At 44.7% G+C, this 24515-nt stretch carries 23 protein-coding genes; 20 read left to right on the top strand and 3 right to left on the bottom strand.

Features of this window, described 5'->3' with window-relative positions; translation table 11 throughout:
• The first annotated feature begins 3 nt into the window (after positions 1 to 3).
• From Q9R46_RS08975 to Q9R46_RS08985, 3 genes are all read left to right on the top strand, one after another.
• On the top strand, positions 4 to 1194 hold the full coding sequence (locus Q9R46_RS08975) for an aminotransferase-like domain-containing protein (RefSeq protein ID WP_311279744.1): 1191 nt from the start codon (positions 4 to 6) through the stop codon (positions 1192 to 1194).
• 187 nt (positions 1195 to 1381) lie between these two features.
• On the top strand, positions 1382 to 2299 hold the full coding sequence (locus Q9R46_RS08980; protein WP_311279745.1) for a CPBP family intramembrane glutamic endopeptidase: 918 nt from the start codon (positions 1382 to 1384) through the stop codon (positions 2297 to 2299).
• A gap of 16 nt (positions 2300 to 2315) precedes the next feature.
• Positions 2316 to 2915, top strand: a complete 600-nt coding sequence (locus Q9R46_RS08985; protein ID WP_221788680.1) for a TetR/AcrR family transcriptional regulator — start codon at positions 2316 to 2318, stop codon at positions 2913 to 2915.
• Positions 2916 to 2989: 74 nt separating this feature from the next.
• Here Q9R46_RS08985 and Q9R46_RS08990 read toward each other — a convergent pair whose 3' ends face one another.
• Positions 2990 to 3415, bottom strand: coding sequence for a MaoC family dehydratase (locus Q9R46_RS08990; RefSeq protein WP_311279746.1), 426 nt, complete (start codon positions 3413 to 3415; stop codon positions 2990 to 2992).
• 197 nt (positions 3416 to 3612) lie between these two features.
• On the opposite strand from Q9R46_RS08990, the gene Q9R46_RS08995 reads away from it, so the two are divergent.
• The 8 genes from Q9R46_RS08995 (at position 3613) to Q9R46_RS09030 (ending at position 12388) form a co-directional block, all read left to right on the top strand.
• A complete protein-coding gene (locus tag Q9R46_RS08995; protein WP_311279747.1) occupies positions 3613 to 4488 on the top strand; it encodes an AraC family transcriptional regulator in 876 nt (291 codons plus the stop codon).
• 85 nt (positions 4489 to 4573) lie between these two features.
• Complete coding sequence (locus Q9R46_RS09000) at positions 4574 to 5851, top strand: ABC transporter substrate-binding protein (protein WP_311279748.1); 1278 nt, start codon at positions 4574 to 4576, stop codon at positions 5849 to 5851.
• A gap of 269 nt (positions 5852 to 6120) precedes the next feature.
• Positions 6121 to 7011 carry a carbohydrate ABC transporter permease gene (locus Q9R46_RS09005; protein WP_090915781.1) on the top strand — a complete coding sequence of 297 codons (891 nt, stop codon included), beginning with the start codon at positions 6121 to 6123 and terminating at the stop codon, positions 7009 to 7011.
• A gap of 15 nt (positions 7012 to 7026) precedes the next feature.
• Positions 7027 to 7908: a carbohydrate ABC transporter permease gene (locus Q9R46_RS09010; RefSeq protein WP_145330572.1), complete on the top strand. Its 882-nt coding sequence runs from the start codon at positions 7027 to 7029 to the stop codon at positions 7906 to 7908.
• A 164-nt stretch (positions 7909 to 8072) separates the two neighbouring features.
• Entirely contained in the window at positions 8073 to 9737 is a 1665-nt protein-coding gene (locus tag Q9R46_RS09015) for a spore germination protein (protein ID WP_311279749.1), read from the top strand.
• Between the two features lie 44 nt (positions 9738 to 9781).
• Positions 9782 to 10897, top strand: coding sequence for a GerAB/ArcD/ProY family transporter (locus Q9R46_RS09020; protein WP_311279750.1), 1116 nt, complete (start codon positions 9782 to 9784; stop codon positions 10895 to 10897).
• Between the two features lie 43 nt (positions 10898 to 10940).
• Positions 10941 to 12092, top strand: coding sequence for a Ger(x)C family spore germination protein (locus tag Q9R46_RS09025; RefSeq protein ID WP_311279751.1), 1152 nt, complete (start codon positions 10941 to 10943; stop codon positions 12090 to 12092).
• A 77-nt stretch (positions 12093 to 12169) separates the two neighbouring features.
• Positions 12170 to 12388, top strand: a complete 219-nt coding sequence (locus Q9R46_RS09030) for a hypothetical protein (RefSeq protein WP_145330578.1) — start codon at positions 12170 to 12172, stop codon at positions 12386 to 12388.
• Positions 12389 to 12523: 135 nt separating this feature from the next.
• Here the strand turns inward: Q9R46_RS09030 and Q9R46_RS09035 are convergent, their stop codons facing one another.
• Positions 12524 to 13804, bottom strand: a complete 1281-nt coding sequence (locus Q9R46_RS09035; RefSeq protein WP_311279752.1) for a stalk domain-containing protein — start codon at positions 13802 to 13804, stop codon at positions 12524 to 12526.
• A 377-nt stretch (positions 13805 to 14181) separates the two neighbouring features.
• Here Q9R46_RS09035 and Q9R46_RS09040 point away from each other — a divergent pair, with 377 nt between their 5' ends.
• The 8 genes from Q9R46_RS09040 to Q9R46_RS09075 all read left to right on the top strand — a co-directional run bounded on the left by Q9R46_RS09040 (position 14182) and on the right by Q9R46_RS09075 (position 23136).
• Entirely contained in the window at positions 14182 to 14490 is a 309-nt protein-coding gene (locus Q9R46_RS09040; protein ID WP_311279753.1) for a hypothetical protein, read from the top strand.
• 213 nt (positions 14491 to 14703) lie between these two features.
• Positions 14704 to 15276: an esterase/lipase family protein gene (locus Q9R46_RS09045; RefSeq protein WP_145332779.1), complete on the top strand. Its 573-nt coding sequence runs from the start codon at positions 14704 to 14706 to the stop codon at positions 15274 to 15276.
• A gap of 299 nt (positions 15277 to 15575) precedes the next feature.
• Positions 15576 to 16316, top strand: coding sequence for a LytR/AlgR family response regulator transcription factor (locus Q9R46_RS09050; RefSeq protein ID WP_311279754.1), 741 nt, complete (start codon positions 15576 to 15578; stop codon positions 16314 to 16316).
• Between the two features lies 1 nt (position 16317).
• Positions 16318 to 17616 (top strand): GHKL domain-containing protein, encoded by a 1299-nt coding sequence (locus tag Q9R46_RS09055; RefSeq protein WP_311279755.1) that lies wholly within the window; start codon positions 16318 to 16320, stop codon positions 17614 to 17616.
• A gap of 112 nt (positions 17617 to 17728) precedes the next feature.
• Positions 17729 to 19780 carry a serine hydrolase domain-containing protein gene (locus Q9R46_RS09060; protein ID WP_311279756.1) on the top strand — a complete coding sequence of 684 codons (2052 nt, stop codon included), beginning with the start codon at positions 17729 to 17731 and terminating at the stop codon, positions 19778 to 19780.
• A gap of 247 nt (positions 19781 to 20027) precedes the next feature.
• On the top strand, positions 20028 to 21017 hold the full coding sequence (locus Q9R46_RS09065) for an SDR family NAD(P)-dependent oxidoreductase (RefSeq protein WP_311279757.1): 990 nt from the start codon (positions 20028 to 20030) through the stop codon (positions 21015 to 21017).
• Between the two features lie 300 nt (positions 21018 to 21317).
• A complete protein-coding gene (gene murB / locus Q9R46_RS09070) occupies positions 21318 to 22211 on the top strand; it encodes a UDP-N-acetylmuramate dehydrogenase (protein ID WP_311279758.1) in 894 nt (297 codons plus the stop codon).
• A gap of 205 nt (positions 22212 to 22416) precedes the next feature.
• Positions 22417 to 23136: a hypothetical protein gene (locus Q9R46_RS09075; protein WP_311279759.1), complete on the top strand. Its 720-nt coding sequence runs from the start codon at positions 22417 to 22419 to the stop codon at positions 23134 to 23136.
• A 22-nt stretch (positions 23137 to 23158) separates the two neighbouring features.
• Here Q9R46_RS09075 and Q9R46_RS09080 read toward each other — a convergent pair whose 3' ends face one another.
• Positions 23159 to 23929 (bottom strand): DUF817 domain-containing protein, encoded by a 771-nt coding sequence (locus tag Q9R46_RS09080; RefSeq protein ID WP_311279760.1) that lies wholly within the window; start codon positions 23927 to 23929, stop codon positions 23159 to 23161.
• A gap of 232 nt (positions 23930 to 24161) precedes the next feature.
• Here Q9R46_RS09080 and Q9R46_RS09085 point away from each other — a divergent pair, with 232 nt between their 5' ends.
• Positions 24162 to 24506, top strand: coding sequence for a YojF family protein (locus Q9R46_RS09085; RefSeq protein ID WP_145330605.1), 345 nt, complete (start codon positions 24162 to 24164; stop codon positions 24504 to 24506).
• Positions 24507 to 24515 lie beyond the last annotated feature (9 nt).

Raw genomic sequence — 24515 nt, forward strand, 5'->3', positions numbered from 1 at the left:
AAGATGAATTATACCTTTTCCAACCGGATTGCATCACTGCAACCGTCCATTATTCGTGAGATTTTGAAAGCTTCTTCAGGTCAAAATGTAATCCCATTCTCAGCGGGCAATCCTGCGCCAGAAACGTTCCCGATTGAAGCGATTCGTACCTTCACGCAGTCGATTCTGGAACAAGATCCGGTTACAGCGCTGCAATATGGCATCACGGAAGGATATATACCGCTTCGTGAAGCACTCCAGCAACACTTGGAACAGAATTTCAGCACAGGTAAGCCGTCCGACCAACTCTTTATCGTGTCAGGGGCACAACAGGGGATTGAGCTTGCGTGTAAAGTGCTGTGTAATGAAGGCGATACCATTATCTGCGAAAGTCCCAGCTTTATCGGTTCTCTGAATTCCTTCCGTGCTTCCGGCGCGAAGCTGGCAGGGGTTCCGATGGAGACGGACGGTATGGACATCGATAAACTTGAGCATGCGCTCCAAACCGAGCCGAATGTAAAAATGATCTATGTTATTCCTAGTTTTCAAAATCCTACAGGCGTAACCACCAGTCTGGAGAAGCGCCAAGCGATCTATGCACTGGCTAAGAAATATGGTGTTATGATTCTGGAGGATAATCCATACGGAGAGCTTCGATTTAATGGTGAGGACGTGCCAACGATTAAGTCTATGGACGAAGAGGGCTTGGTCATCTATGTCGGATCGTTCTCCAAAATTTTGTCGGCCGGACTGCGAGTTGGCTTTGTACAGGCTCCGCATGAAGTCGTGGAGAAGATGGTTGTAGCCAAGCAGGGGGAAGACGTACATACAGCGATGCTTCCGCAGATTCTGGCTCATCGTTTTATGACGCAGTATGATTACGCCGGGCACATCAATCACATTCGTGAAGTCTACCTCCGAAAGGCTACACTGATGATGGACAAACTACAAGAGCATCTAGGCGATGCTGTGACCTATACTCGTCCAGATGGCGGACTGTTCCTATGGTGTGATCTGCCTGCTCATGTACCGATGGTGGATTATGCCAAAACGGCGGCTGCACAAGGTGTAGCTGTGGTACCAGGAAATGCCTTCTTGGTGAATGAGCAAGACCCTTGCAATGCAATTCGATTGAATTTCTCAACACCATCTGATGAACAAATTGCCAAAGGTGTGGAGATCCTTGGACAAGTGTTAAGGAACTCGTTCTCGTAAAAAACAAATTTATGACGAAGCCGCCCATGGGCGGCTTTATGTATGATCAGATTAGCCAGTCGTTACTAGACAGTTTGCATAACAAGGTAAAATAGAAGCTGTAAGTCTGGTACAGCATTTCATAACCGAATATTTATCTGCACGCCAGTAAACATTAAAATTTTGTTCAATGTTGACAGAAGTCCACGTGGCTATATATATTGTATTTACCGACTATATAGTCGGTAAATACAATAAGAGATGGGTGTGTATCATGGAAAGAAATTATGGCCTTCAACCGCCGATACCTTTAAGTTTAAAATCCGTGGCAGGCTTCGTACTTATTTTGTTCATTTGGCAGGGTGGTACTATATTATGGTTTCATTTAGTAAATACTCTGATTCCTGCTACCCGTTCCGGATTACCTCAATTGATCACACTATATTTGTCTTTTTCTTTCCTGATTCTCGGCGTTTACATGATCACCAGGTATTTCTTTAAAATCCCTTTTAGTACATTTTTGTTTGAAGTTAAAAGACCAGATCTCCGCAAGTTTGCTATTTATTTTGCATGGTACTTGTCTGCGCTTATCCTGTATTTACTTGTCGATATCGCTTTGCATCCTCAAGCTTTTACGCTTAATTTTGATCCGCTTCCGTGGTTAGGTGTACTCGTAGTAACTGCTCCTTTGGTTTTGTTTCAAAGTGCTGCTGAAGAGATTTTATTTAGAGGTTATATGTACCGTATGTTCAGATCATTAAGAGGCGGTGCATTCTGGTCTATCTTGGTCACTTCCCTGATTTTTGCTCTGCTCCATGGGTTTAACCCCGAAATGCTGCATTACGGGATTTTTGGGCCCCTGTATTATTTGCTGGTAGCGCTCTTTTTGGGAATCGTAGCTTACCATACGAATGGTCTGGCTGCTCCCATCGGTATTCATTTTGCCACGAACATGTTTAATACATCCATCTGGGGATATGGAACGTCGACTTTGGAAAACATGGGTCTGCAAAATGTTGTATACCGCCACACATTAGACATGCCATTTGCATTCTTTGGGATTTTTGTTATCGTTATCTCATATGTCGCTTTTCAATTATTCAAGCATAAAAGGAACCGTTCGTAAGGTTTCGGGAGGACTCATGACCAGAAGAAGATTGCCAGCAGAGGAAGCTAAAACAATCATTTTAAACCATGCTAAACAGTTATTTATCGAAAAAGGCTATGACCGAGCTACGATGGATGACTTATGTGCATTGACACAGATGAGCAAAGGAAACTTATACCATCACTTTAAAAATAAAGAGGTACTGTTTCTCCAACTGCTTACTCAGCATACTGAACAAATGTCACAAAAATGGCTTCGTTTGATGGAGCATACTTCGTCTCCCAGCGAACAACTGCTTGAAATGGCTGATTTATTCGGAAGAGACTGTGAAAGTCCATTAATCCAGGCGCTTGAAGAGTATTCCAGAACACTTTCTAGCGAATCCGAGTCATTGACTACATTAAAGGAGATCACAGAAGTAGCCTATACTGCAATTAGGCAGGTGTTACAGACGGGGATTAATCAGGGCATTTTTATGAATGAAGACATCGAAACATTGAGCTTTGGGGTCATGTCAACCTTGGCTGGAGCAACCCAGCTCTGCTTAACTAAGCCAAATCTAAGCGGGGATGAATACGCGGCTCTGCATGTCAAAGCGGTTAAGTTGCTTTTAAAGGGAATTGCTATAGGTTGACTAGGGAGTCGTCACTATTCGGTTGTTTGTAGGGTACAAACATTTTACCGAGTAGACGACTCTTTTTTAGTCTTTTAATTGTCCACCAGCGCACTCAATTCCGCCCGAAATACATTCTGGCCCTTTTGGTTATATGTACTGAGCAATACCGTCACCGTGCCATTCCCGGTTCGTCTCGGACGAAGCTCGGTGACTTCAGCGATAACGTGAAGTTCATCCCCTGGATAGACAGGTTTCAGAAATTGAATATGGTTCATGCCCGTGCCAGCGATAATATGCTCACCATACACGCCAACATCGATCCATAGTCGGAACGTGACATTCAGAGTCTGCATGCCCGATGCAATCAGACCTCCGAAGCGTCCTTTTTTCGCTTTGTCCTCATCCAGATGCATGTATTGCGGATCGTAAAGTTCGGCAAAATGTAGGATGTCATCCTTCGTTAAAAGAACCGACCCGGTTTCGTAACGCTGTCCTATTTTAAAATCGCTGAATTTCATGTCTGACCACTCCGATTTCATTGGATTTCCTTAGCTTATATTAACATGCTTATGTTCAATCTCCCTAACCATTGAGATCAGAAAATTTGGATGTTTGGTCCTATTTTAGATAGAATATGAGAAACGGGGAAGTACATTCAGGCATAAGTATAGACACATGAGGCAGATGTGTATGGAAAAAAGAGGAGGCAAATGACATGGGCGTACCTACTTTTCTCGAAACAGGTCACATGGCCGACGGGTTTCCCATTCGGTTAATTTATACAGGTGCAGAATTCAATTATGCGGCACATTGGCATGATGAAGTGGAACTTGTTATCGTAACTGGAAAACATGCACGGATCGGTGTAAATGAGCAAATATTTGAACTGAACCAAGGGGATATGGTTCTGATCAAACCGGGGGACGTGCATTATTTTATGCCAGGCACCGGACGGCTGACGATTTTGTTGTTTCGGCTTGAATTGTTAACCGGGAGCTTCACGAGTGAAGCGGAGATGCAAGAGTTGGGGACACTTTTTAATCAAACATCCATCATTCCGTCTAACAGTCAGTCCAACCCCGGTCCTTATATTGATGCGATTGCCGCGGAGAAAACAAATCAGAACCCTGGTTACCGCTGGCTTATGGTATCTCGGTTATATGATCTGATCGTCTTGTTACTACGTACCACGCCCCTAGCTTCACAATCGGATTCGTCGCCATGCTGGCCCTGCGTATCTTCCAAAAAGTTCGAGTTTCTCGAATCTGTATGCGAATATTTGGAAGAGCACTATGCCGAGCCGATTAAGCTGGAGCAGGTGGCAGAACATATGAAGTTCAGTAAGTTCCATATCTGCAAACTATTCAAAGAAATCAAGGGCATCACGCTAATGGAATATTTGAATCATTTCCGTATTATTAAGTCGGAGTGGGCGCTTCTGTTTCGTCAGGAATCCATTTTGGAGATTGCGATCAGTCACGGATTCAACAATGTGAACTCCTATAATCGTCTTTTTAAGAAATACAATAACTGCACGCCGTCCGAATTTCGCAAACGTCATCGTTCCAATATCGCAAAATATCAAGGATGATTGACAATATTTGTGGAGAAAGCCACCGCTCAAATTCTTATACTCAAATAAATTGTAAGCGTTTCCTTTTCAGGGAGGGTACTTTATGAAGAGATGGTTTAAGCGGTTTGTTGTACCAGTCACGTTGCTTGCAAGTTCAGTATTATTACTCGCGGGTTGCCAGACAGGTGCATCCAATCAAGCGAAGCAGCAGGAGATTACGGTCTGGAGTTTCACGGATGAGGCAGGCTATGCCATTGAGAAATTCGAAGAGAAGTATCCGGATATCAAAGTAAATTTCGTTAATATTCCAGGTAACTTTTATCTGACCAAGCTCAAATCAGCACTTCAGACCAGTTCGAAAGCACCCGACGTGTTTATGATCGAAAATGCAAATATCCGTGAACTCATTGATGTTCAGTATTTGGAAAATTTATCAGCTGCGCCTTACAACGCAAACGAGCTAATTAAGGAACAGTACCCTTTTGTACAGGCTAATGAGCAGGATAGTGAGGGTAATGTCCGCGCCATCGGTTATCAAGGTACACCGGGAGGCATCTATTATCGCCGTGATCTGGCGAAGGAATATTTGGGCACTGACGATCCAGAGAAAGTCAGCGCCCAGATTGATACATGGGAGAAGATTTTTGCTATCGGAGAAAAAGTACAAGAACAAAGTGGCAACAAGGTACATGCACTGGCGAACTGGAACGGGATAGCTAACTCGTACGGAGGCATTCCTTGGGTGAAAGATGGGAAGCTCGTCATTGATCCTACGTATATGAAGGTGCTTGATCTGGTGCGTGAGGCAAGGGAGCGCCGTGTTCTGGCTGAATACGAGGATGGAAGTGCAGGGTATGCGGCGTCCATGCAAAAAGGTGAAGTGATGTTCTATCCTGCGGCGACTTGGGGATTGCAGTTTACATTCAAAGCGAACGCACCCGATACCGAAGGGTTATGGGGTTTGGCACACGGGCCTTCGTCCTTCAGTTCAGGAGGAACCTACATTGCGATGTATAACCAAAGTGATCAGAAGGATGCGGCCTGGAAATTCATCGAATTTTACAATTTTAATCATGAATTTCTGACAGGGCTTGCCAAGGAGCAGGATTACTTTACGAGTAACATGGTCGTAAATGACAAGCTGGCGGACTCACTTACCTCGGCCTATCTGGGTGGACAGAAACATTTTGAATTTTTCTCGGAGGCCGCCAAGCAGGTTCCGGTGTATGAACGCACCAAATATGACGGCATTATCAGCAATGATATCTATAGAAACTTGCTACAGCTGTATCTGAACGGCGATATTCAGACGAAGGAAGAAGTGGTGAAACGCATCAAACGTGACGTGCGCTTAAGGTTCCCAGAGCTACAGGTAGAGTAAGTTTACTACTCCAGAACCTACGAAGTTAACTAAGCGTTTACACAAACAACGGAGAGGACAGAAGAAAGCTGGAAAAGCGAAGCGGTCGCCTGAAAGCTTTCTGAAAGAAAGCTACATCGAAAGCATACGCTTCACCGGATTTTCCCTTTTAAAATAAGGGAATCAAAAAAATCTGGGGATAACAGCGATTGAAAGACTCTTCTGTCATCGGAGTGCTTGTGTAACCATCGTAGTTCGCTTTAGGTCAATTAATGATTGGAGGACAGCGTATGTTTGCCAAGACAATTCGAAAAGACCATTACGGGTACTACTTTATTGCTCCTTTTTTTATCGTGTTTGCCATCTTTGGACTGTATCCGATTCTGTACTCGTTATATATCAGTTTCACGAATTTCGACGGGATCACCACGCCTGAGTTCGTCGGGATCGGTAACTATGTCGCGGTGCTTCAAGACCCGCTGTTCTACAAAACATTGTTTAATACCCTCTTCATTTGGGGTGTATCAGTAGTACCGCAACTTACGGTATCCCTTGTACTTGCTTTTATTTTGAACGACAAGTTGTTAAAAGGACGGGATATTTTCCGGGCGGTATACTTCTTCCCTAACATCGTTACGGCTGCTTCGCTCGGTTTGCTTGTCAGTCTGATCTTTGATTGGCAGTCGGGTGGACTGAATCATTTTCTCGTGCAGACAGGGTTAATTCAGGACCCGATCAATTGGAAAGATGATCCTTGGTTTATGCGGCTGATCGTGTCATCCATTCTGTTCTTCCAATACTTTGGTTATTCAATGGTCATCTATCTGGCTGGATTACAAGGGATAGACCCGGCGCTGCAAGAAGCTGCACAAATCGATGGTGCCAAGAAAAAACATATTTTTCTGCACATCATCGTGCCGATGCTCAAACCCATTATATTGTTTCAGATTATTACCTCAATCATTGGGGGCATTCAGATTTTTGACCAGCCGTTTACGTTGACCAATGGTACGGGAGGGCCGGACCGTGCGGCAATGACCAGCATCATGTACCTATATAATGTAGCGTTCCAGAGTACACGTTTTGGTTATGGAGCTGCCATTGCATTTTGTCTGTTCATCATTATTATTTTGTTATCGGTTGCATCCTTCATCATGACCAAACGGAAGAGCCGTTCATAGGGAGGGAGAGATTGTATGCAAACTGCTAAAGTTGCCGCGCAGCGGGAGGCCGTAGTTCAACATCATGCGCTTCGTCAGCGGCTGACATTGGGCAAAATCCTCGTTTATCTGTTTCTGATCGCCCTCGCTGTCTTGTGTGTGATTCCGTTTTACCTGATGCTGATCTATTCCACACATAACAATGCGTCGATTGCTTCAAGCTTTACGTTTCTTCCTGGTGCCTTTCTGATAGACAATTATGTGAATATGGCTTCAAAAATTAACATTTGGCGTGGCTTCGCCAACAGTTTCTTTATTGCTGGCAGTTCTACAGTGCTGTCATTGTATATCGGTGCTTTAACGGCTTATGGTTTTGCCAAGTTTAACTTCAAAGGGCGTACCGGATTGTTTCTGTTTCTGCTCGCCACAATGATGGTTCCGGGTCAACTGGCGCTAATCGGGGTATACCGGTTGTTCAGTACGCTTGGCCTGCTGGACAGTTATGCGGCGATTATTTTACCTGCGGCTGCGAATGCCTTTAACGTATTTTTTATCAAACAGTTTATGGAGAGCAGCATTCCGGATGAGATCATTGAATCATCCCGGGTGGACGGTGCGAATGAGTTCAGGACGTTTAATCAGATTGTACTGCCCATCCTTGGGCCAGCGATCTCGGCTCTGGGGATTTTCACCTTCATCGGGTCATGGAATAATTTCCTGACACCACTCGTACTCTTTTTCTCCCTGGATAAGTATCCGCTACCCGTGTTGGTCGCTCTCGTTCAGGGCTACTACGGTATGGATTACGGATTGTTGTATCTGGGCGTAGCGATTTCTATCTTGCCGATTATTGTTGTGTTCGCCGTATTTTCCAAGCAGATTATCGGAAGTGTGGCACTGGGTGCTGTAAAAGGATAGCTACTGCACACAATCTGTGCAGTGGCAGTTAAATGTTAGTTTAGAAGAGAGTCGCTCACGGAGCGGCTCTTTTCGTCGTTCGGATTGCATATTTCTGGTGAAGGAAGCAAATGATATCTTTTACTGAGAATACTTGGACGAATCGGTGGAAAGGGGGGGAGCGCATGAGTCAAAACAGTCAAAATACAAATACCAACTCAGGAACAAACTCAAATACGAATACGAACTCAAGTACAAGTAGCAACACAAGCACCACGGAACAACAGGATTCGAAGCAAGGTACAGAGCGGTCAACCGAACAAAATATGAAACAGGATACAAGAGAGGAACAGAAAGAACAAAAACAAGATCAGCAAGAAAAAGAAAACGACGAAAACAGCGAAAACAGAGAAAAATCAAAACAGAATAAGGATCAATCGGATCAAGAAAAACAAGAAACGCAGCAGGACTTGCCCTTAACAGGAGATTTGGTTATTGATGAAGAGACATTACGCGCCGTATTTACGGACTGTTCCGATGTCATATTTCATTCATTCGAGACCGCGGGCTTCACCTCGGCACTATGTGTATATTGCGTGGGTTTATGTGATACGGAGCGGCTTGAGCGCCAGGTGTTAACGCCCGTTCAGGAGATTGGCATGGAGGCTGCTCAGGTTCCTCTATCTTCCGTAAAAACCGTAGAAACGTCGAAAGAGGCCGCAGAAGCGATATTGGAAGGCGAAGCACTGCTATTGCTGGAAGGCTCTAATGTGGCAACAACGTATCCGCTGTATAAAGCCGCCAATCGTTCAACAGAAGAGCCTCTAGCTGAATCGACGGTTCGTGGTGCAAGGGATGGCTTCACCGAGTCGCTGGCAACGAATCTTTCTTTGGTTCGCAAACGGCTCAAAACACCTGCACTCAAATTCCGAACACGAACCGTTGGAGAAAGCTCTAATACCAGTATTGCACTTGCGTACGTGGAAGGCATTATTGATGCTTCTTTGGTGACAGAAGTAGAGCAGCGACTGGATCGGTTAAGAGTTCGAGACATTTTGGAAAGTCAGTATATTGAGGAAGATATCATCGACCAGCGATTCTCTCCTTTTCCTCAAATGATTGCTACCGAACGTCCGGACGTTGTGGCCTCCAACCTGATGGAAGGGCGCTTTGCGATCCTGGTGGACGGAACACCGTTCACGCTGGTGGCTCCTGTAACACTATTTTCCATGCTGCAGTCGCCTGAAGATTACTATCAATATGTGTTTATGAGCGTATTTCTCCGCTGGCTGCGATACGTATTTTATGTTCTGTCCTTGTTACTCCCCTCGGCTTATGTCGCAATCACGACGTATCACCAAGAGATGATTCCTACAGTACTGTTGCTCAGTATTGCCAGAGCCAGAGAAGAGATTCCTTTTCCCGCACTTGTAGAGGCACTGATTATGGAAATTGCCTTTGAAGCGCTCCGGGAAGCCGGTGTTCGCCTGCCGAAACAGGTAGGTTCCGCGGTCAGCATCGTCGGCGCGCTCATCATTGGACAAGCTGCAACCACGGCTGGTATCGTCTCTGCTCCCATGATTATCATCGTTGCGATCACAGGCATTGCATCCTTTATGATTCCTCGTTACTCCGCCAGCATCTCGACACGGCTGCTTCGTTTCCCCATTATGATTTTGGCTGGAACGCTGGGGCTAATCGGGGTCATGCTGGGCATCATTTTGATCGTCATTCATTTGAGCAGTCTTCGCTCATTTGGGGCGCCGTATCTATCTCCGGTGGCACCGACGAATGCCAAAGGGTTGAAGGATTTGTGGTGGCGTCCAGCACCTTGGAACAAGCCGCGATAGGCATCGAATTGCATTCATGATTTAGGAGAGGGGCGGGAGGATTCATGTTAACGGACCAAGGAAAAATATCGGAGACACAGCTGGCTTTCATGATCTTCCCGGCTGTGATTGCCACTGCGATCTTGTCTGTACCTGGAATTACAATGCATTATGCCGGACATGATATGTGGTTATCTCCCATTATTGGATCGGTTGTAGGATTTGCCGCCATTGGTGTATCACTTGGACTAGCACGAATGTACCCCGGAAAATCTCTCATTCAATCCAGTGTACTCGCAGCCGGTCTCATTCCAGGCAAGCTGGTGGGACTTATTTATATTTTGTTTATGCCTCATTTAACCGGGCTGATTATACGGGAATATGGGGAGTTTATCGCCAACAATGCGCTTCCACGCACACCGATGTTTGTAATTATGGGCACGATGATGCTCGTGTGTGCGATTAATGTCCGACTTGGCATTGAAGTGGTTGGCAGGACAGCACAGGTATTTGTGACACTGGTCATGATTATGCTCGGACTTGTCTTTGTGCTGCTCATCGGGGAATTGCATCCGTCAGAGTTGTTTCCTTTTATGGAAAATGGGCCAATGCCTGCTGTCAAAGGAGCGCTCGCTCCTGCCGCCTGGTTCAGTGAATATATTGTGATTGCCTTTCTCCTGCCGTATGTGAATCGTCAAAAAAGAACCACTCGTGTGATGCTTGGCTCGTTATTTACAACAACGGTAGTGATGACCGTCATTAATGTCGTGTGTCTCTTTTTAACTGGAGATTTGACAGATACGTTTGTTTTCCCGGTGATGATCGCCGCCAGGTACATTACGATAGCGGACTTTTTACAACATATTGAATCGATTATTATTGCCGTGTGGATCTTTGGCATGTTTGTGAAGGTTTCCGTGTTTCTGTATATATCTGTGACGTCGACAGCGGAATGGTTTGGTCTGAAGGATTACAAACCGCTAGTAAGCCCGCTTTCCTTTCTCTGTATGATTTTTTCGTTTTGGGTAGCTTCGAGCAGTTCCGGGTTATCCAGTTTGGTGAGTCCTTCAGCCAATTTATATACCATCGCCGTGTTGCTGGTTCTTCCAGGTTTGACATACGGGATAGCTTGGGTGAAAAAGGGGTGGGCTTATGTGCGAAAAAAACGTACGGATGTTTGATCCCATGAAAAAAAGAAGGATTTCAGCATGCAGGATTTGGCTTATGATCTGGTTATGTTGCACATTACTTACGGGATGCTGGGATCGGATCGAGATTAATGATCTCGCCATTGTACTGGCAACCGGAGTGGACTACAAAAATGATCAGATCGAATTAACATCACAGATTTTTATTCCCCGCAAAGCTGGAGGAGGGGACAGCACGGGTAGTGGAGGCAGTCCAAGTGGAGTGACCCTTACTCGATCTGCCGAAGGTCATACCATTGCAGAGGCACTGAATCGTTTGCAACGGAAAATGCCGAGAAATATGTTTTGGGGACACTGCGAAGTGATCTTAATTAGTGAAGACGCCGGAAAAAAAGGCATACGTGAATTTATCGATTTTTTCCTTCGATATCCCCAGATCAGGGAACACGCTTACGTGTTTTCGACACCTGAACCTGCCAAAAACATTCTTGCCTTGCTTGACCCATTGGAACGAAGTTCTGCCGAATCCTTGCGCGAGATGGCCAATATGAAACTGGGTACACGGATCACCGTTTTGGAGCTCGCTCAATCCATTGAAGGCCCTAGTCAATCTGTCATTTTGTCCCGTATGTTGTCACTTCCACCAGAAGAGGGGCAGGATAAATTAACGTCGACTCCATATATCAAAGGACTAAGTCTCTATAAGGGCGATACGTTTATTCGGAGTGCACAGGAGCCGTTAACCGTCGGCATTTTAATGCTTGCCAATGAATTAAACAACATTATCATGCCTGTAAATGTAGAGCCGGAGAGTGGTTCTTTTTCGATCCAGCCGCTCGAAGTGAAGACCATTTTGAAGCCGAAAATTTCGGCTGGGCAGTGGAGCATGCAGGTGGATGTACAGACACGGGGAGAGGTGTTGTTAAATACAACAGACGGGAATCTCACAGATCCTGCTGTACTGAAAAAGCTGGAGGAAACCTGGGCATCTCAGCTGAAAGAAATGGCTAAATCAGCCCTTCGGTTATCCCAGCGAGAGATGCGAACGGATCTGTTTAAGTTCGCGGTGGAGTTTCGCAGATACTATCCGAAACAGTGGAAGGAGCAGGAGAAGAGATGGGAGCAGATCTACTCCGACATGGATGTAGATCTCCAGATCCACGCGAAGGTTGTACGTACAGGCAAATCCGCCGGGCCTCAAGGAATACCGGATGAGCAGGGGAGATAACCGTTTTAGCCGTAGTTGTAACCGTAACGATATCGCTCATGCAGAGATAAGATATGACAGACAGAAGGTGAGAAGTCATGAAAATTGCATCTATGCTAGGTATCCTGTTGTTAGCCGGAACGATCATCTATGTGGAATGGAAGCGAAGCGAAGAAAAAAAAGTCCGGATGATCACCGCAGGCGTCAGCGCTGTAAGTGCGGTTATTGGCATGATCCTGTTATTTGATCCCCAGTTGCCGGGACCAGGTTTAATCATTAAGCTGCTGTTTGGCGGTATAGATAAGGTCATGAAATAAGAAGAGGAACCAATACACAAAAAAGCACGCTCCTTGTTGACTGCACAGGGAACGTAGCTTTTTCTTGCTACTTTTGAATCAGATCAAGAAGTTGATGATAGATATGAGAATGATAGATTTGAGAAGACAAGCTTATTATTCCTTGATTACCGATGCTTGCACAGCAGATTGCATATCAGCGCTGTACGTACGGAATAGGCCAAGCCTCCAGAAGGCTACACCTTTCAGATCGTAACGCTTCGCAAGCCCCAGTTTGTCCCCGACAGATGCAGGTGTCTCACTATTAATACTGATGCCAAGCAAAAGTTTTTCTTTGGGCACTCCTGCCTTGAGTGCGAGCACAATCGCCTGATTGACCAGACTGTTTGGCTCTGCAACTTGGGCTTCGGTTCCTGCAGGGTTATATTGGTAAGCCATAATGATAAGGTCATCCGCCAGCGTAGCCAGTGTTTTGTAATCATACCCTTTGTAGGCGCTATTGAGCGGAGGAACTGCGAGAGAGATGGCAATCTCTTGAGGCAGCGATTCTCTCAGCTGTTTCACATACTGATTCAGCAATTGCTGTTGCTCTTTAGCGTCCAGCTTGAAGCCGAGTCCCTCAAAATCAAGCACAACTCCGCCAAAGCCATACTCCTGAATGGTTGCTTGAATGCCTTCAATGGATTTTTGCCTTAAAGTGCTGTCACTCAGTACTTTAGTTAGCTCGCCATTTCCGTCCAGGGCATACACCATCAAACTGGGCTGGATTTGTTGACTGGCCGCGTCAGCCACAATAGATTTAGGAGTTACTTCACCAGCGGCAACGGGAACCTGATATTCTTTCCCTTCCAGCGTAAACGTACCATCCCGGTCAATCCGGCTCCAGCCGAAAGCAACCGAATTCATAGAAGGTAACAGATCGATTTCGTGGTACGCTCTTACGGCATAGAACGCCCGGAGATGCATTTCACGTTGCGGTGAAATCATCGAAACCGTTCGTGTCGTCTGGTCCCAGCCTGTGCGGACACCGAACTGGCTGCTGAAGGAACTTAGAGGAATGAGCACACGGCCTTCCCGTTGCACAGGTGGAGCAGGTAGGTTCACTTTCGTACCATTTACAGTGGCGGTCTTGCTTCCCACCTGAAGCACAACTTTTGTTGTTTTTCCTTTGGATGTATTCACCGCCGTTACGGTCTGTGTCTTGCTGTTCCAGGTAATATCGATGCCGAGTGCTTCTCCGACTGTACGGAATGGAACATAAGTAACCCCTTTATCAATCCGGGGTGCTGCATCGAAGGTTAAGGGTACATGGTCCAATTGAACAGAGATCGCAGGGGATGCTTGAAGTTTATGGGATTGAGTTGCAGGTATACTGCCCATCATGGATATTACCATGACGGCTGCCACAGCGATTTTTCCAGTACGTTGTATGAACATAAATAGGTGTACCTCCAAGCGTTGTGGTTTTGCGTAAATCTATCAAACGAATGAAATTAAGCAAATCTATCATAACAAAATTTTCATATTGTTCCAATACGAGAAAACATAGAATCTGCATAACACAAGCTTCTTGGAAAGTATAGTGGAGTGTATGGTGTGGAAGGAGTGTGATTCTTTGCCGAACTCTATAGGGTTTACGTTTTAATCTGCTCGCTACCGCCGCTCCTGCTATTTTAACTCAAAGATCTACCGCTCAGGACATAATCTGGGAAGCGCCTGAAAGGCAATGTTTTGACACATCAAGAATGAAATGAGAAAATACCTTTCTATGATATGAAGAAAAACAAATCATTTGAAGTTGGAGGCATAACAAGATGAACCAGCGTTTTAAAATAACGAGATCGATGCAGGAAAACAATCGGGAACAACATATTTCTTTGGAGGAATGCAAAGCCTATTTTGCCACCAAGCCGGAATTTACCTACTCCACAGTGCTAAATATTGTCGGGGCGGAGAGTACAATGACCATTAAGGGTGACTTTTTTATGTGGGAGCATGAAGGACAACAATATCCATTCCGATTGTATATGGGAGAGTTGTACGTTGCTATTTCCAATGAAGCGATTGTTCCGGTTATGATGGAAGCGGCATCGCATCTACATGCGGATATTGTAGAGGGATAGTTGTCTCGTGCTCCGAGTCGCACGATGAGCCTAGCTGAAAGAGGAGAATCTCTGTATTTCGACAAAATAATTAGCAGTAAACATCATACTCGATTGGTTAAATGAGACTAAAATACCATTTTATTTACATTTTTTAAATTGTAAAATGTGGATATCTCATTTCACAGGAGGATGATCTGATTGAGAAGGTTAAGACCACTGCTAATTGTTTTGATGAGTGCGATTTTTGCTTTTGCTTTACCCGGGATTGGGCAGAGTTCGACCGCTTCTGCTGCCACTGCACGGACACCCATTGTCTTTGTTCATGGATTGACGGGCTCGGACAGTAATTTCGCCCTAATCGAAAGGTATCTGCGCGGTGAGGGATGGTCGAGTGATGAGCTATTTGCCATTGATCTCCCGAGCAAAGCAGGCAATCAACTGTTGAATTCGGCGGCGATCAGCCGATTTGTGGACGATGTTCTTCGCCAAACGGGGCATTCCAAAGTTCATATCGTTGCACATAGCATGGGTGGAGCTAACAGCCTGTATTATATATTGAACCGCGGTGGCATAGATAAGGTGGATAAATTGATTACGCTGGGCGGGGCAAATCGGTTGACAACGAACAGCGCACCCAGCGGCATTCGAGTTACCTCGATCTATTCCACCAGCGACACCATTGTTTCGCCTCTTTTATCCAGACTGGACGGGGCGAACAATATTTCCGTTAGTCTGGTATCTCATATCGGATTGCTCTATAACTCAAGGGTAAATGCATTGATTAAGGCCGCACTTATCGAATAGCTGTGGTTTAAGAACTTATATCCTCACATATATTAGCGCTTATTAAACGACTGACCACTACTGGTCAGTCGTTTTTTTGTTCAAGGCGAAGGTGTTTCTTACAACCCCGCAAGTGGAAAGAACGAAAAACAACCAAGGGATAGAACAACTCAGCATCATCGCTGTGTTGTTCTTTATGCGTTTCCCTGCATTTCAGGGTAGCGTAAATGCTTTTCAATCCATTCTTAACGGTCTGAGCGTGATAAGATAGTATATTAGAATGGATAAAAACGGCTTGTGTTCGAGGAAGGCGGGATAGGATGTATCATGTAGCGATATGTGACGACGACGAGCAGCAACGAGAACTGATGAGGCATATGCTGACAGCGTTCTCGCTCAAAACCAATATCGAGTTTCATATCACCATGTTCAGTTCAGGAGAACAACTCCTGACTCATTATAAGGATCAGAGAGAGACGTTTCACCTGCTCATTCTGGATGTAGAGATGGGTGGGTTGAATGGCATACAGACGGCAAATGAAATCAGAAAACTGAAGATCATGGATGTGCAGATCATGTTTTTGACCAGTTATCCCGAGTATATGGTTCAAAGTTTCGATGTCATGACGTTCCAATATTTGATCAAGCCGATTCAAGAGAGCGTGCTGGAAGAGAAGCTGATCAAACTGCATCAGTATTTTCAAGCTATGGATAACAAGTACCTGGTGATTAAATCAGATTACGATGATTTGATGTTGAAATATGAAGATATTTTATGGATTGAGGTAGTCAAAAGCCTCACGGTTAAAAACAAGCTAAAAGTGATTACTCGTGATAACTCTTATGAAACGAAGGGTATTCTATCGGCTTATGCTGCAACGCTGACAGAGCATGGTTTTATGCAAATTCACCGATCCGTGCTTATTAATCTGATGCATGTACACAAGTTCACGGGTGCACAGGTCACGATGCTGGATGGAACCTCTCTGCCTATAGGTCGTTCCAAAATCAAAGAAGTCAAGGATACGTATACCAAATATATGATCATGAGGGTTCAGTAGGATGAATATCCTGCAACTGGTACCCGTCATTGTTATGACCCTGCTCATGACCTTTCAAGCCAATTATTATTTTGATGCTGTACTGGGTAAATCCAGACGTAAACCACGCAGAACGATCTATTTTTTTGTGTTTATCCTGCTTAATTTCTTTTATTTGGCCACGCGATTACCTTCTTTTCTTTCGACTTTGCTTGCATTGATCTTTATCTTCACTCTTGCACAATCCTACCGGGTAGAATTAAAACTGAAGATTATGTTTACGGTTATGTATGCAGCACTGCTAACAACAGTGAACATCATTTCAGTGTATATTCTGAGTGTGATCGATGGAATAGACTATTTGAAAGAGGCAATATATGGACCGGAAGCGCTATGGATGTTCACCAAAGTTATGCTGTTAGGATGTAGCATTATGTTTGTTGTGATTCCCATTGTTCATCTCATTGCCAAACGCAGGAGCTTTAAGGTGCATCGGCGGTCTTACTTTTTATTTTTGATCGTAACTGCGATTACGGTGTACCAGATTAATGTCATTTCGATATACAGCGAAAAAAATATTTTTTATATTTTTTCGGTGCTCGGCTCGCTTTTTCTCAATGTATTTATCGTGTATGTATTTGATAATATCGTGGAGAAAGCGCAGCTTGCGCATGAGAATGAACAATTGCAGAGGCAGATGGATTATCAGGATGCCAATTATGAGAAGACCGTGCACAGTTTCAAAAGTATCAAAAGTATTATCCACGATATCAATCAGCAGTTTCTATATATCGAAGAATGTGTGAAACGCAACGAGCTTGCGGCAGCAACAGAGCATATGCACGTTACGATGAACACCATCGAGCATGCTTACCAACGTGTGAATAGCGGTAATCTGGTCATTGATGCTCTCGTTACGAATACGCTGACCGTCGGGCAAGCAAACGGCATTCGAATCGATACGCGCATCCAGCTCCATTCCCAGCACATAGGCATTGAGCGTTATGATTTGTGCGTGGTGCTCGGAAATATTCTAGACAATGCTGTTGAAGCATCCAAGAAAGTACGGGTCGCCGAGGATCGTTATATCGTAGTATCTATTCATTCTACAGCTTCTGCTCTGGTAATACAGATTATGAATCATACCAACCAACCGGCAACGGATCTGAAAAGTGACAAAACGGATTCGGAATTTCATGGTTTTGGCCTGACCAATATATCCAGAATATGTAGCAAATATGGAGGACATATGACCATTGAGCAAGGACAAGGGTCTTTTAACAATATGGTCGTTCTTCCTTACAACACAAACAACGTCTGAACTGTCGTTCAGGGGTTGTTTTTTTTCCATTCGGGGTTCTTTTCCGCAGGCGACACTTTGGCCGGGTATGATGGATCTATTCACGTATATCGATCTAAAGGAGGAAGTCTGAATGAAAAGGATAATTATGGTTTTATGTGCATTCATGCTTGTCATTATGCCTGTAGCAGATGTCAAAGCTGAGGCGACAGAAAAGCAGACAACCCAAGCGAAAGCTAAACAACTCGCTGACATGCTGGTTCAACAATACGGTGTCACAAGTCTGCAGTATGCGATTATGGACAAGGGGGAAATGATTTTATCGGACGGTGCTGGATTTCATGATAAGGCGAGCCAGAAAGCCGTGGACAGAGACACCATGTACGGCATAGGCTCCGTAAGCAAAATGGTGGTGACAACTGCTGTCATGATGTTGGTTGATTCTGGTGAGGTTGACTTGGACCAGCCACTTACTAAGTATATTACCGATTTCAAAATGGCAGATTCTCGCTATAAAGAAATCACACCGCGTATGTTAATGAATCATTCATCCGGATTATATGGTTCGCAGTATGGAAACAGCATGCTGTTTGATGATAACGACACACGTAACCATGATGAACTGCTAATCAAACTTCAGGCCGAACGTCTCAAGTCTAATCCGGGGGAATACTCGGTCTATTGCAATGATGGCTTTCAATTGCTGGAGATTTTGGTGGAACGCGTGAGTGGGCAAAGTTACAGTCAATATGTAGAACATTCTATCAGCAAGCCGTTGAAGCTGAATTCAACGAAAACACCACTTGATTCGTTCAATAGAGACAAATTAGCTGGAACCTATTGGCCAACTTTTAAATCGAAGATGCCTGTTGAAAATGCCAATATCATCGGCACGGGTGGTATTTATTCAACGGCTGAGGAGTTAACGCAATTTGCGGAACTGCTAATGGGTAACCGTTCGGATCTTCTATCGGAGGCTTCGGTTAAAGCGATGCAAAGTCCGGAATATCGCAAAGGCATCTGGGTATCTGACGAAATCAATTCGTTCAACTTCGGACTGGGCTGGGATGCAGTAGAACTTGCTCCATTTAGTGAATATGGCATTAAAGCACTGACCAAGGGCGGGGATACGATGATGTATCACGCTTCCTTAATTACGATTCCAGAGCACGACATTTCCATGGCTGTGTTATCTTCAGGTGGATCCTCTGTTTTTGACCAGATGTTTGCCACCAAAGTGTTGCTTGAAGTGCTGAAGGAGCAAGGTATCATTGACAACATTAAACCCGATCGTACCTTCTCTGCGCCAGTCCAGACCAAGATGCCTGCTGAGTTGAAAGAGTACTCCGGTTTGTATGGGAACGTTGGTAGTACTACAGAAATTGATATTCAGAATGAAGCATTCACATTACCAGCTATGCTGGGCGGACTGATTGCTGAACAAAAGTATGTGTATACAGGTGACGGGTATTTTACCAGCAAGGACGGAAGTGTGAAAGTGAGCTTTGTGAAGGAACGCAATACCAAGACCTATGTTAAAGTTCAAGGATACCTTAGCTTGCCGGGACTGGGACAGATGGGCATGAGCACGTACGATTATCAAAAGCTGGAGCCTAACAAGCTGGATGCAGTTACCCGGGAGAAGTGGGCTGCACGAAACGGTTTGAACTATTTTGCGCTGGACGAAAAAATCACATCGATTTTCTACCTGGTTCCATCACAGCTAATTAAAAATTTTAAGGTCAACGCAGAACACGGTTATGTGAATGGGACGCAAATTAAAGATGTGTATCATGCCGTTAATGTTGCGGAAATCCCGATCATGAATGGCCGAGATGCTTTTGACTTGGAATTAATGAAGAAAAAAGATGCTGAGATTCTCACCCAGAACGGACAGCAGTTCATCTCGGAAAAGGCGATTCAGCCTATCTTCGGTGGGAAATCAGGAATGGCGACCATTCCAGCGAATGGTCAGGCACGATGGTATGCAATTGAAGGGAAATCTGCTGAAAAGACGATAACGGTGGATTCTCCTGAGCAAGGTGGTTACGCGGTTTATAATGATCAAGGCCAGGTGCTACAGTTCTCTACCGCAACTGGAGAACAGTCCACGAAGCTACCGAAGAAAGGCTTTATCGTATTTGGGGGTAACGCCGGTGACGTTTTCCACATTCGTCTGAAATAAAGAGAATCGAAATGGTTAAATGCTTCAGTTTTTTTAAATGTATCTATACGGAAAAAGCTGCCGAATGGCGGCTTTTTCGTTCATCCTGATTGGCGAATGAAGATTAATGGTGAATTTTCAGGATAGACGTTTTAAGGGACATCATTTGACTTTGAGTTTACTCTAAGGTGTAGACTGATTATAGAAGTCCTAACAGGGATAATTACTATAAGAAGTTAGAAGTACGAATATGAAGGAGCTGAGGCAGATGAACATAAACAAAGAGAAAAGAACAGTGCAACATAACATACATTCAGGTTTTGACAAAAGTAGTACAACTGATGAGGTATTAAGCGGACTGGATCTGTCAGGACGTCTCGCCGTAGTGACAGGCGGATATTCCGGTCTGGGACTGGAAACAACACGAGCATTGGTTAGAGCGGGAGCACACGTTGTTGTGACAGCGCGCAGACCAGATGTTGCGCGCGAAGCTTTGGCTGATCTTGAGAACGTGGAAGTGCACGAGTTTGATTTGGCTGACCTGTCCAGTGTTGCTGCGTTTGCGGAACGTTTTCTGGCAAGTGCACGCAGTATCGATATGTTAATCCTGAATGCAGGTATCATGGCCTGTCCCGAGACCCGGATTGGTCCGGGATGGGAAGCGCAGTTTGCTACGAACCATCTGGGACATTTCGCGCTAACCAATCAATTGTGGCCTGCGCTGGTCAGTGAAGGTGGAGCCCGTGTCGTTTCGCTTTCCTCTGCAGGACATCATTTCTCACCAATCCGCTGGCATGATATTCATTTTGAACAGGGATACGAGAAGTTCCCGGCATACGGTCAGTCCAAAACAGCGATCAGCTTATTCACGGTAGAACTCGACAGACTTGGCAAGCAGCATGGAGTTCGTGCATTTGCTGTACATCCGGGCGGAATCATGACTCCATTACAGCGTTATATGCCCAAAGATGAGATGATTGTTCTCGGTTGGATTGATGAATCCGGGAACGTGGCTAATCCGGGCTTTAAATCACCGGAGCAGGGTGCGGCAACTCAAGTGTGGGCTGCGACTTCTCCCAAGCTTGAAGGCCTGGGCGGTGTGTACTGTGAAGATTGCAATATCAGTGAGATGGCTCCCGAAGATGGCGGTTTTTACGGCGTGAAGCCATATGCAATTGATGCTGAGCAGGCGGAGCGCTTATGGGCGTTATCTGCTGAATTGACGAAGACGGATATTCCAGTCGACGGACGAGAATGAACGAGACTTCTATTTAGAAGATAGAGAATGTTAAAAATATGTGGTAGAATGTTCAAGCGTTGCGGTTTATAAATCCGCGGCGCTATTTTTTTATGCCTGACGATCCGAAAAATGCTGTTCATTTATAATTTAAAGTGTACTCGAGTACCTATTCAGCAAACAGGCGAATATCATTATAATAATACGTTTGAATTTCATCAGTCTGTAAAGGGAAATATGAGGATAGATTGTCATCGGAGTGTGTTTCGATTTACAATGTAGGAATCATGTTCTTTTTGAAGAACGCAGGGAGAGAAAATCATGAATATTTTTGAGAACCACATACCTAACGAAAAAGTGAAATTTAATGAACCGCTAAAAAATCATACGTTTATCCAAATTGGAGGCAAGGCTGATATTCTTGTTCATCCAACCACTGTGGAGGAGATTACCAAAGTGGTTGAAATTGCGAACAACCATCAGTTGCCGCTGACCGTTATTGGCAAAGGCTCCAACGTTATTATTAAGGACGGAGGCATCCGGGGAGTCACGATTTCGCTCAGCCGCTTCGATCAGATCGAAGTAAGTGGGACACGTATCATGGCACAAAGCGGCTCCGATATTATTGACGTATCCAGAACTGCTTTGGCACATAGCCTGAAGGGTATGGAATTCGCCTGTGGCATTCCTGGCAGTACGGGAGGCGCTCTTTATATGAATGCCGGCGCTTACGGTGGTCAGATCGCAGATGTGATCGAAAAGGCGACGGTCATTACCCGTGAAGGCAACGTTGTCGTAATTCCACGTGAAGAGATGAAGCTGAGTTACCGCAATAGTCTCTTCAAGATGGATCATTATATTATTTTGGATGCCGAGTTTACGCTTAGCGAAGGAGACAAAGAGGAGATCTCCAGCAAAATGGAGGAATTAACGTTCCTGAGAGAATCGAAACAGCCATTGGAATACCCTTCTTGCGGAAGTGTGTTCAAACGTCCGGAAGGACATTTTGCCGGTAAACTAATTCAGGATTGTCAGCTACAGGGTACTCGCATCGGTGGGGCTGAAATCTCAACCAAACACGCAGGATTTATCGTGAATGTGGATCACGCCACTGCCAAGGATTATGAGGATCTGATTCAGTTTATTCAGAAAAAAGTGTGGGATACGTTCCAGGTTGAATTGGAGACAGAAGTCATTTTTCTTGGAGAATATTAATTCAGGCACAGTTTATGAAGACTGGGGCGCTGGAGGATGTCTAAGACATAACTATGCGCCGTTAATAAGATGTAGCCGCCAATTGGCGGCTTTTTTGCCGTATCTTATAGATATTGAAAAAATGATTATGATAAATTATGGTAATATTAGATGGGTTTTTATGTTATATTATTAATTTATCCATTTCGAATAAGGAGGCTTCAACATGAGCAAAAAAAAGGGAAACATTTTTAAGATTATAGTCGCAACTATAGCGCTCTTATTACTTACTGTGGTATCGGTATACACCTATATGTATATAAAAGAAAAACCGGGTGGTCTGGCGGATCAGACCTTGTCCAAGGCTATGGGGCTGGATGAAACCATGTCGATTCCGATCGGCAATACGCCAGAAGATGCAGTTCAACAATTCAGGAATGCAACTCCTAATGTCCGTGCAGTTCATCAGGAGCCTGTGGACGATGGTATGATCTTGTTCACTCAGAGAAGCAACAGTGAAGCATCAAGTAATATGCAGCTGGAGTACGTGAGAAAAAATAGTTTTGGGTGGAAGTGGGTGTGGGGCGGAGGTTATGGAATCGGAGATATAGATCCGTCTGAGTATGCATTGTATTATATGAACTTACCGAAGCTAGAAGGGATAGACACTCTTTTTCCAATGGTGTTTGGTACAGTCGAGCATCCGGGGATCCAGCGTGTAACTGCTGAAACAGAACAGAACGGATCCATGTCCATAACGGAAGCCAAGTTGATCAGAACAGATGTGGAAGAGTATGTCTGGTTTGTGATGTTACCTTCACCGGAGGGTACACCCTACACCATTAAAATATACGATGAAGAGGGAAAACAAATTGGAAGCAAGCAAAGTGAAATGGTAAATGATAGCGGATCATTGACGCTGGGGAAAAGGTCAGCGTCAATGTGATCCGGACATGTACTTCTTTAAATTATTTTACAGTGCGACTGGCTTTCACATATTTAAGTTGCGCGACGATGATTACACTGATAATAACCAGCAGAAACCAGGAACTGATTTTGCTGAAGCTCACCAGCTGCCAGCTCTCATGCTGATCGGGATATTTCCAGCCGTTAAAGAAGGTAGCGATATTTTCTGCCAGCCAGATAAAGAAACCTACAATGATGAAAGCAAGGGATAAAGGCATACGGTAGGTTGTATGGCGTACCCGGTAGATAATCCACGTTTTCCAGAAGACAACAAAGACGAGTGCTGTCAGCCACCAGCGAAAATCCGGGATAAAGTGATGCGTGAAAAAGTTAAGATAGATCGCTGCGCCGAGTAACATGGAGGGAACCATGCCCGGCCAGCCGGTCATATCCATACGCAACCTTCGCCAGATCTGACACATGAAGCTGGCTACACTGGCGTACATAAATCCGCTGTATAACGGAACACCGAATATTTTGCTATATGCTGGTTCCGGGTAAGACCATGATCCCATATGCACTTTGTATATTTCGAGCAGGAGACCGATCACGTGGAATACACAAATGACCTTGATTTCGTCCAACGTTTCCAGCCCGGTGCGAAACATCAAATATTGAACAGCAAGCAGAATAAGCAGAATGGCATCATAGCGCTGGATGTAAGGAAATGGAATGATCGTTGAAAGAGCCAGCGTGCCAAAAATGGCTACGGGAAAAATACAGCTCATGGCCTGATGGTAGCCGAAATGCAATAACTGAATGATTGATTTCATAGGAAGTAGCTCCCTTTGACACTTCTGATCTGGAGTAAATTTGAATGTGCATGATCACTTATATTAATCTAATCGATTTTGTACCATTTGAAAAATAGAAAAAAATGAAGAATAAAGTTCATGTTTTGGCTAAAGCCCTGTCATTTTACGCAGCAGAGCAGCTTTAAATGTATATTCTTTGTTGCATATGATAAAATGGAGTTCATACTTTATAAGAAACAGGGAGGCCGTCATGCAACTGATACAACCACAAGATATCCAGCTTCGGCTTGATCGCTTTGTTGATCAGGATGTGTATATGCATCTTGAGATGACAACGGGCGCTTACGCTCAACATTACGATAGTTCACGGCATCCGGCTTCAGCTTTTATCACCAATGCCGCCATTCGATATACGCAGGGCTCTATTTCAGGTGAGGGACCCTACCGTGTCGGTCTTAAGACGACAGATGGCTGGGTCTATGCTGAAGGGCTCACCCATATTGATGAGCAGGAACAAAATAGATTGATTATGGCCGGCCATGACAGCCAAGGCAAACTGGTTGTCGCATTACAGCTGAGCCGGGAGAAGTTCTAATGGGAGCGG

The sequence above is a fragment of the Paenibacillus sp. RRE4 genome (assembly GCF_031844205.1).
GTDB classification, from domain to species: domain Bacteria; phylum Bacillota; class Bacilli; order Paenibacillales; family Paenibacillaceae; genus Paenibacillus; species Paenibacillus xylanexedens_B.

Bases quoted from the DNA above. Each gene is read 5' to 3' on its own strand.
- Q9R46_RS09015 (WP_311279749.1), top strand. From the start codon at position 8,073: ATGAGTCAAAACAGTCAAAATACAAATACCAACTCAGGAACAAACTCA.
- Q9R46_RS09040 (WP_311279753.1), top strand. From the start codon at position 14,182: ATGAACCAGCGTTTTAAAATAACGAGATCGATGCAGGAAAACAATCGG.
- Q9R46_RS09055 (WP_311279755.1), top strand. From the start codon at position 16,318: ATGAATATCCTGCAACTGGTACCCGTCATTGTTATGACCCTGCTCATG.
- Q9R46_RS09050 (WP_311279754.1), top strand. From the start codon at position 15,576: ATGTATCATGTAGCGATATGTGACGACGACGAGCAGCAACGAGAACTG.
- Q9R46_RS09045 (WP_145332779.1), top strand. From the start codon at position 14,704: ATGAGTGCGATTTTTGCTTTTGCTTTACCCGGGATTGGGCAGAGTTCG.
- Q9R46_RS09020 (WP_311279750.1), top strand. From the start codon at position 9,782: ATGTTAACGGACCAAGGAAAAATATCGGAGACACAGCTGGCTTTCATG.
- Q9R46_RS09025 (WP_311279751.1), top strand. From the start codon at position 10,941: ATGATCTGGTTATGTTGCACATTACTTACGGGATGCTGGGATCGGATC.
- Q9R46_RS08990 (WP_311279746.1), bottom strand. From the start codon at position 3,415: ATGAAATTCAGCGATTTTAAAATAGGACAGCGTTACGAAACCGGGTCG.
- Q9R46_RS09085 (WP_145330605.1), top strand. From the start codon at position 24,162: ATGCAACTGATACAACCACAAGATATCCAGCTTCGGCTTGATCGCTTT.
- Q9R46_RS09005 (WP_090915781.1), top strand. From the start codon at position 6,121: ATGTTTGCCAAGACAATTCGAAAAGACCATTACGGGTACTACTTTATT.
- Q9R46_RS09010 (WP_145330572.1), top strand. From the start codon at position 7,027: ATGCAAACTGCTAAAGTTGCCGCGCAGCGGGAGGCCGTAGTTCAACAT.
- Q9R46_RS09035 (WP_311279752.1), bottom strand. From the start codon at position 13,804: ATGTTCATACAACGTACTGGAAAAATCGCTGTGGCAGCCGTCATGGTA.
- Q9R46_RS09030 (WP_145330578.1), top strand. From the start codon at position 12,170: ATGAAAATTGCATCTATGCTAGGTATCCTGTTGTTAGCCGGAACGATC.
- Q9R46_RS08975 (WP_311279744.1), top strand. From the start codon at position 4: ATGAATTATACCTTTTCCAACCGGATTGCATCACTGCAACCGTCCATT.
- Q9R46_RS08995 (WP_311279747.1), top strand. From the start codon at position 3,613: ATGGGCGTACCTACTTTTCTCGAAACAGGTCACATGGCCGACGGGTTT.
- Q9R46_RS08985 (WP_221788680.1), top strand. From the start codon at position 2,316: ATGACCAGAAGAAGATTGCCAGCAGAGGAAGCTAAAACAATCATTTTA.
- Q9R46_RS09060 (WP_311279756.1), top strand. From the start codon at position 17,729: ATGAAAAGGATAATTATGGTTTTATGTGCATTCATGCTTGTCATTATG.
- Q9R46_RS09080 (WP_311279760.1), bottom strand. From the start codon at position 23,929: ATGAAATCAATCATTCAGTTATTGCATTTCGGCTACCATCAGGCCATG.
- Q9R46_RS09065 (WP_311279757.1), top strand. From the start codon at position 20,028: ATGAACATAAACAAAGAGAAAAGAACAGTGCAACATAACATACATTCA.
- Q9R46_RS09000 (WP_311279748.1), top strand. From the start codon at position 4,574: ATGAAGAGATGGTTTAAGCGGTTTGTTGTACCAGTCACGTTGCTTGCA.
- Q9R46_RS09075 (WP_311279759.1), top strand. From the start codon at position 22,417: ATGAGCAAAAAAAAGGGAAACATTTTTAAGATTATAGTCGCAACTATA.
- murB (WP_311279758.1), top strand. From the start codon at position 21,318: ATGAATATTTTTGAGAACCACATACCTAACGAAAAAGTGAAATTTAAT.